General features: G+C 25.7%; 6 protein-coding genes. 3 read left to right on the top strand and 3 right to left on the bottom strand.

Annotated features, from left to right (window positions below; all coding sequences use genetic code 11):
* Positions 1-360 precede the first annotated feature (360 nt).
* Together MBFIL_RS02565 and rd are read left to right on the top strand one after the other, a co-directional pair.
* Positions 361-525, top strand: a complete 165-nt coding sequence (locus tag MBFIL_RS02565; RefSeq protein ID WP_066971201.1) for a rubredoxin — start codon at positions 361-363, stop codon at positions 523-525.
* Between the two features lie 30 nt (positions 526-555).
* Positions 556-714 (top strand): rubredoxin, encoded by a 159-nt coding sequence (gene rd, locus MBFIL_RS02560; protein ID WP_066971199.1) that lies wholly within the window; start codon positions 556-558, stop codon positions 712-714.
* Between the two features lie 85 nt (positions 715-799).
* On the opposite strand, the gene MBFIL_RS02555 is transcribed toward rd, so the two are convergent.
* From MBFIL_RS02555 to MBFIL_RS02545, 3 genes are all read right to left on the bottom strand, one after another.
* A complete protein-coding gene (locus MBFIL_RS02555; RefSeq protein ID WP_211261691.1) occupies positions 800-1,240 on the bottom strand; it encodes an ACT domain-containing protein in 441 nt (146 codons plus the stop codon).
* 177 nt (positions 1,241-1,417) lie between these two features.
* Positions 1,418-2,719, bottom strand: a complete 1,302-nt coding sequence (locus MBFIL_RS02550; RefSeq protein ID WP_066971195.1) for a phenylacetate--CoA ligase family protein — start codon at positions 2,717-2,719, stop codon at positions 1,418-1,420.
* A 37-nt stretch (positions 2,720-2,756) separates the two neighbouring features.
* Complete coding sequence (locus MBFIL_RS02545; RefSeq protein WP_066971193.1) at positions 2,757-3,497, bottom strand: sugar phosphate isomerase/epimerase family protein; 741 nt, start codon at positions 3,495-3,497, stop codon at positions 2,757-2,759.
* 1,003 nt (positions 3,498-4,500) lie between these two features.
* Between MBFIL_RS02545 and MBFIL_RS02540 the strand changes: the two genes are divergently transcribed.
* Positions 4,501-4,893 carry a hypothetical protein gene (locus MBFIL_RS02540; RefSeq protein WP_066971191.1) on the top strand — a complete coding sequence of 131 codons (393 nt, stop codon included), beginning with the start codon at positions 4,501-4,503 and terminating at the stop codon, positions 4,891-4,893.
* The last annotated feature ends 112 nt before the right edge of the window (positions 4,894-5,005 follow it).

Here is a 5,005-nt window from a genome sequence, read left to right as displayed (position 1 = left end):
CATGAAAACATATTATATTTAAAAATGATTAAAATAACTTTGTTTTACTATATATTTAGTTAAAACGCTTAAAAATTAATTAAATAGATTTTCAACGACTTATAGAATTATGGGACATCCCCTTTATTCTATTGATTTTTTTTAAATTCATTAAATTCATGGTAAAAAATATATAATATTAAAATCATAATTAAAAGTACACTAAATTTTATATTATTGAATGTTGCTTATAAACTATTAATAAATAATTATTGATTATAAATATATTATAACTAATATTAGTGATTGTAACTAACTGTAATTAATTTTATTAATTTTATTTGTTACATTATTTGTTTATAGTTAATGATTGGTGTAATTATGAGTCAAAAAATGAAATGTAAAGTCTGTGGATATGTTTATGATCCTGAAAAAGGAGAATCTCGTAGAAATGTTGAACCTGGTACTGAATGGGAAGATGTTCCAAATAGATTTACTTGTCCATCATGTGGTGCTCCTAAAAAATCATTTATTTCAATAGACTGATTTTTCGATTTTTATAACAATGGTGATACAATGACTAAATATATTTGTGAAATGTGTGGATATGTATTTGATACTGAAGTTGGAGATCCAGATAATGGAGTAGCTCCAGGAACTCCATGGGAAGACATTCCAAATGATTGGGTATGTCCTATGTGTGGAGTAGGCAAAGATCAATTTGCTGAAGAATAATTAAATTTAATATTGTTTATTATTTTTTTTAATTAATTTTAACTAATCTATTTAATTTCATTTAATTTCTCTATTTTAATTGAATTTATAAGTTGTAAACTTCTTTTGAAGGTACGATGATTATATTATTTTCTTTTAATGTTTTTATAAGTAAATCTAAGTTGTCTACTTGTAAAAGAAGAATTGCTTTTTCACTTTTTTCATGAGTAAATGCATAAATATATTCTAAATTAATATCATTATCATTTAGAATTTTTAAAACACTGGAAAGTCCTCCAGGAGTGTCGTCTAATTCTATACCTATGATCTTTTTAGTTTTAACAATAAAATTATTTTTTTCAAGTAATTCAATTGCTTTATCTGGAGACTGAACTATAATTCTGAGTATTCCAAAATCTGATGTATCAGCTATTGATAGGGCTCGTATGTTAATTTTACCTTTAGCTAAGGTGTCTAAGGCTTTCCATAATCTTCCTTTTTTGTTTTCTAAAAATATTGATATCTGTTTGATTTTCATTTTAATCATTCCTATATTTCTTATTATTTTTTCTATTCTCTTTATTAATTATATTTACATGTTAGTAAGAGTATTTCTTAATTTGAATTGCTTATTTTTGGAAATAGTATATGGCAAAACTTTTATTTTCGAAAGAAATTTAGAGAAATCTCTGATTTCTCGTTTTCAAAAGTTTGAAATGTTTGTTTAATGTATATCGCGAGTATCAATGACTCTTACTGCTTTTCCTTTGCTTCTTGGAATACTTTTTGGTTCTACTAATGTTACTTTGACTCTTAATCCTATTTCACTTTCTATGTATTCTTCAATTTTCTTTTTAACATTCATCATTTCTTTAATTTCATCAAAAAATAATTCTTTTGATGCTTCTACTTTAACTTCGATTTCATCCATTAGATGAGGTCTTGTTACTATTATTTGATAGTGAGGTTCAATATTATTAACTTTAAGGAGTGCTTTTTCTATTTGGGATGGGAAAATAGCTACTCCTTTAACTTTAAGCATGTCATCGGATCTTCCAGTTATTCTTGTCATTCTGGAAGTTGTTCTTCCACATTGGCAAGTTTCTTTTGTTATTGAGCTTATATCTTTAGTTCTAAATCTTATAATTGGCATTCCTTCTCTTTCAAGGTTAGTTAAGACTAATTCTCCTTTTGTATTTTCTCCTTGTGTTTTCAATGTTTCAGGATCAATGATTTCGGGGTAGAAATAATCTTCAGATATATGTAATCCTTCTTGCGTGGAACATTCTATTCCTACTCCTGGTCCCATAAGCTCTGTTAATCCATAAATGTTGTATGCTGGAGCATTAAAACGTTTTTCTATTTCTTTTCTCATTTCATTGGTCCACATTTCAGCTCCAAAACCAATAGATTTAATACTACTATTTTTAAAATCAAATCCTTCTTCAATAGCTAATTCTGCAAGATATAATCCATAAGATGGAGTAAATATCATAACAGTTGTTCCGAAATCTTCCATTATTTCAATTTGTCTCCTACTTTGTCCTGTGGATATTGGAATAACTGTGGCTCCGACTTTATGAGCTCCGTAATGGATTCCAAATCCTCCTGTAAATAGTCCATATCCATGTGTGTTTTGAATTATATCTTCATCAGTGACTCCCATCATAGAAAGTCCTCTAGCTATTATTTCACTCCATGACTCAATATCTTTTTGAGTGTATCCTGAAACAACAGGTTTTCCAGTAGTTCCTGATGATGAATGAACTTCAATTATTTTTTTTGGATCAACTGCAAACATGCCAAAGGGATAATATTCTCTTAATTCATCTTTTGTTGTAAAAGGTAGTTTTTCTATATCTTTAAGAGTTTGAATATCTTCAGGATAAATATTCATAGAATCATACTTGTTATGGTAATAATCTACATTATCATAAGCATATTTTAGGATATTTTGTAATTTTTTAAGCTGTAATTCTTCAATATCTTCTCTTGACATACATTCGATTTCTTCATTCCATATCATGTTTTCACTCCTTATTGTTTTTCAATAAATCATTGATTCAGAACTTATTTAAGTAATCTAAGCTTTGGATGATTGATTCTTTGTCATTTACTTCAATTACATACACACCATGATAATCATGTTCTTCATATTTTCCGATTATTTCTTTAAAGTTAATTGAACCTTCTCCTAATGGATAATGATGGTCAAAATCACTATTATTGTCTGATAAGTGTATATGTTTCACTGTTTCAAAATAGCTATTTAATTTAGGATCATAGGTGTTCATATGTCCAATATCTAATGTCATTGCCATGTTATTATCTTTTAAAAAACTATTTAACTTAACAGGATCTTGATAAATGAACCCTTCCATATTAGGCATATTCTCTACTGCCACTGCCACTCCCTTTTCTTTTCCATATTCATAGCATCTTTTCATGGATTCTTCAGCTAAATTTATTATTTCACTTTTAAAGAATCGATTTGTAAATGCTATTCTTCCAGGATGTACTACAACAATATTACTTTTTAATTCTTTTGCTAAATCAATAGATTTTTTAATTTCATTTATTGTTGCTTCTTTTATTGATTTATTCATGGTTGATATGTTTAAATCAGCAATTGGTGAGTGAATGGTATATTTTATTGAATATGATTTTAATAGATCTTTATCTATTTTATCGTTAGGATATTCGTTTAATATTTCTACATATTTTATATTTAATTTTTCAGCAAAATCTAAAAAATTTATGAGGTTTTTTCCATTTGATGCTAATGTTGAGACTCCAATTTTCATTTAATACTTCCTTGTTTATAGTTTAAAGTAAATGTGGTAATTATGAAATGTAAGTGAGTTAATATTATAATTTATATAATTATTATGATTTCATTATTAATTAATATTTAATAAGTACTTGGATTATCATGAAATAAATTTTATATTATTAATTAAATTATATGTATTCGGGTTATATTATATTAACACATTGTTGAACTACACTGACTTATTAGAAGTCAGAGATTCGCAGGCAAAAAATCCTATTTGACTTCAGCAACTGTGTTATCTCCGTTGCACAAATGGTTTGAAATATTAATATTGTTATTTAAGAGTATACAGCTAATATATAGGTAACCATTTGCGAATATTATATTTTAGAATGTGATATATTATTAACGTTCAGAAAAAATGAAATATTTGCATGTGAAATCTATTGTTGATCATTTCCTTGAAATGTCTGAAGGACTTAATTCTGATGTATAACTTATATTTTCAGAAAAAGAAGAATGAACTCAACTTTTAAAAAGTATTTGGTGGTATTGTAGCTATATTCAGGTATGGACTCAATCAATTCATCTTAATTTTTTTAATAGCTATTATTTAATACTCATTACTAAATAATTATTAGTTAATAGCTATTATATTTACAATCAATAATAAAAAATAAACAAAATTCAATAATAACAAGGTTTAATAAGAATTATATGGAATTAGTTGATTATAGGAAAGTATATTAGTTCCAATAAATGTCTTTGATACTATTAATTTTTTTAGAAATTTTCATTGATATCTTATATGTTCGGTATAATAATAACATTTATATATTAATTGAACTAAATATATAATTATGAAATATAATATTTAATTTATCATTAATATTATTTTATAGAAACAAATACTAAAATTATGTCAATGTTGTCTTATAGTCGGACATAATTTACTGTGCTTATTAAATTAATCTTATTTTACAATTTAAAATAGATAAATCATTTATATGTTGATTATAGGGGGAGTGGATAGTATGGAATTAGAAAAAGGGAAAAATAATGCTATAAAAATAGATAATCATTTTGTAGAGAAATACATTGATATAACTAAAATAGTTATTATATTATCGCTAATAGCTATTTTATTTGTTAGTGTTTCATCTGTTAGTGCTGTAGATGTTACAATTAGTACTACTAATGCTACTGGTATTAATGGAGCTATAAATACTGTTTCAAGTGGAGGAACTGTTAATAATTCCATTACACTAAATGCAGGAGTATATAATAAAACAACTGATCTTAGCAATGACATTATGTTTTCAGGTAAAAATTTATCAGTTCGAGGTAATGGTGCACCAAGTGCAGTTATTATTGATGGAAATAATGCAAAATACTTATTTTTTATTGTTTATTTGGCTGTGCAATAATTAATTTTTCAGTTGATGGATGACAGTGAATTTTCTTAGTTGTGGTTAGATTGTAAATTATTTTTTGTAGTTTTTTTTATTTGTTGTCTATGTTTTTCATTGAATATCTATT

Origin of the sequence: Methanobrevibacter filiformis (genome assembly GCF_001639265.1) — an archaeon.
Classification (GTDB): domain Archaea; phylum Methanobacteriota; class Methanobacteria; order Methanobacteriales; family Methanobacteriaceae; genus Methanacia; species Methanacia filiformis.
Note: the sequence above shows the minus strand (reverse complement) of the source record. Positions and strands in the feature narration are given on the sequence as shown.